The sequence below is a fragment of the uncultured Winogradskyella sp. genome, from assembly GCF_937958655.1.
Classification (GTDB): domain Bacteria; phylum Bacteroidota; class Bacteroidia; order Flavobacteriales; family Flavobacteriaceae; genus Winogradskyella.
The window spans coordinates 1-2,872 of record NZ_CALGNH010000092.1 but is presented as its reverse complement, the minus strand read 5'-3'; the positions used below and the strand labels follow the sequence as shown (position 1 = coordinate 2,872).

Here is a 2,872-nt window from a genome sequence, read left to right as displayed (position 1 = left end):
CAAACTGGAAATCGCTGGTTTAGGGATTCCTTTATAAGTTATGTGCATTACAAGGATAATGGTGAAATCGCAACCATTCGAGTTGATGGTATTGGAGTTGGTCAGTATGATGCAAATAATGGTTCAATAGAAGCTGAAGATTATTTTAAGGCAGAAAATGTAGATAAAACAGAAAACATAATGGGTGGTTTTTCCATAAATCCAAAGGCAGCTAATGGTTTTGTAACCTATCCAAACATTCAGAATTTAAATAAAAAAAGCACTATAGAATTTGAATTTCTATCACAAACAAATACAGAACTTGAAGTCAGAGAAGGTGATGAAAACGGCAAACTTCTAGTAACCTGTATGTTTGATTCAAACAAAACAAAAGCCTTTAAAACTAAAAGTTTCAAAATAGAAGAGTTACAAAATGGTCAAACGGTATGTTTGGTATTTAAAGCTGCTTCAGTTGAAAATTTAAAAATTAATAGATTTAGATTTATATAAAACAAATACATACGCTAATATTATTACACCGACAATGAAAAAAAAGTCACTCATATTATTTACAGCTCTAGTAGTATCAGTATTATCTTGTTCTGATTCCGTAGAAAAAGATTATAAAGATGCATCCTTATCCATAGATGAACGTGTTGAAGCTTTGCTTCCGAAGTTATCTATTGAAGAGAAAGTAGCTCAAATGCGAATTTTCCATGCCAATATTGGTGCAAAGCCAGATGAAAATGGCAATTTAAAATTGTCTGATAAAGTCGTTGAAAAACTAAAACTTGGTATTGCCGGAATCAAAAATCCGGGAGAGCATATTGATCCTGTGGCAGCCGCTAAATTAAATAACGAGCTTCAAAAGTATATTATAGAGAATAATCGTTGGGGCATACCAGCATTATTTGTAACAGAATCCTATAACGGAGTAGATGCCGAAGGCTGTACCAGATTTGGGCGCCCAATGACATCGGCAGCATCGTTTAATACAGAATTGGTGCAAAGACAATGGGATGTGGTAGGTAGAGAAGCCCGTTTAAGAGGGATGCACATGTGCCACTCTCCAGAGGCAGATATAGTGCGCGACCCACGTTTTGGCCGTATGAGTGAAGCTTTTGGAGAAGACACCTACTTAACAACGCATATGGTTAAAAATGCTGTAATTGGTGTGCAAGGTAATTACGAAGGTTTAGGCAACGGTACGCATATTGGAGCTGTAGCAAAACATTTTGCAGGTTACGGACAAGTATTAGGTGGCTCTAATTTTGCAGCTATAGAAATTTCTGAAAGAACACTTATTGATGAAATTTATCCACCCTTTGAAGCTGCTGTAAAAGAAGCGAGAAGCTTAGGTATAATGGCTTCACATGGTGATTTAAACGGTGTGGCCAGTCACGGAAATCCAGAATTATTAACTGGTGTTTTGCGAGACCAATGGGGATTTGAAGGTTATGTGGTATCAGATTCAAACGATATTGCACGTTTATTTTACTTTATGGGTGTTGCAGAATCGCCAGAAGCTGCAGCGCAAATGGGATTAGAAGCAGGAATTGATATTGATTTATATGCGGAAGATTCCTATTCATATTTACCAGAAATGGTTAATAAAAATCCTGAATTAGAAAAACTAATCGACAGGTCTGTAAGACGTGTATTGAGAACAAAATTCATTCTTGGGCTTTTCGATAATCCATACATCGATATAGAAGAAACCAAAAAAGGCGTGCGTGCAGCAGCGTCTTTGGAATTGGCTAAGGAGTCTGATTTAGAATCTATTATTTTATTAAAAAATGAAAATAATGCCTTACCATTAAATAAAGAAAAGTCGACTAAGATTGCACTTTTAGGACCATTATTAAATGATAATACTAAAGCGATGTTTGAATCTGTTTCAGGTTCAAATATCAAATTTGTTGCCGAAAAAGGGTTTAGTCTAACCAATGAAAAAGGCGGAGCGCCAAAATTGTTAGATAGAGATACAAAAGCTATTGCAAAATTGGTAAATACAGCTAAAGGTGCTGATGTAACGATCCTGTTTTTAGGAGGTGATGAGTTTACAGCAAAGGAAGCATATTTTAGTAACAGCACCAAAGGTGACCGTGCTACTATTGACCCAGTTGGACCGCAAGACGAACTTGTTGAAAAAATCAAAGCCTTAGGGAAACCTGTTATCGTGGTTTTAAAACACCGTCGAACCTTATCTATTAATGCCATAGCTAAAGAAGCTGATGCTATTTTAGACACCTGGGATTTAAGTGAATTTGGAGATGAATCTACAGCAAAAATTATATTTGGAGAAGTGTCACCATCTGGTAAATCGCCTGTCACCATTCCGAGGTCTATTGGGCAATTACCGTTTCATTATAGCATGAAGGAAATTAATTATAAAAAAGAATATTTATTTTTAGAAGACGGACCACTTTATCCGTTTGGTCATGGCTTAAGTTATGGTGATTTTAAATATTCGGACATTTCAATTTCTAGTGGAGAAATAACACCAGAGACAGAACTTGAGGTGAGTGTTACGGTAACCAATAAGGGCAGCATGAAAGCAAAAGAAGTAGTGCAAATGTATATTAAAGACGAAATAGGTTCCGTAACACGACCAGACAAAGAACTCAAAGGTTTTGAAAAAATAGAATTAGATGCTGGTGACAGTAAAACCGTCACCTTCACAATAACACCTAAAATGCTTGAGTTTACAGGAATTTCAATGGAAAAAGTGTTAGAAGTTGGAGATTATACCGTTAAAATTGGAACCTCGTCTAAAGACTATTTAGAAACGACATTCAAACTAAAAAAGTAACCTTAAAATGAAAAAATTAAGTTTAGTACTAACAGCAATTATAGTTCTTTTTAGTTGTTCGGAAGCTCAAAAAACAACCTC

1 protein-coding gene and 1 pseudogene are annotated in these 2,872 nt (G+C 35.7%); both read left to right on the top strand.

Features of this window, described 5'->3' with window-relative positions; all coding sequences use genetic code 11:
- A pseudogene (locus Q0800_RS14065) lies at nucleotides 1-489 on the top strand (hypothetical protein); the annotation flags it as partial.
- 34 nt (nucleotides 490-523) lie between these two features.
- Nucleotides 524-2,791: a glycoside hydrolase family 3 N-terminal domain-containing protein gene (locus Q0800_RS14060; RefSeq protein ID WP_299130999.1), complete on the top strand. Its 2,268-nt coding sequence runs from the start codon at nucleotides 524-526 to the stop codon at nucleotides 2,789-2,791.
- The last annotated feature ends 81 nt before the right edge of the window (nucleotides 2,792-2,872 follow it).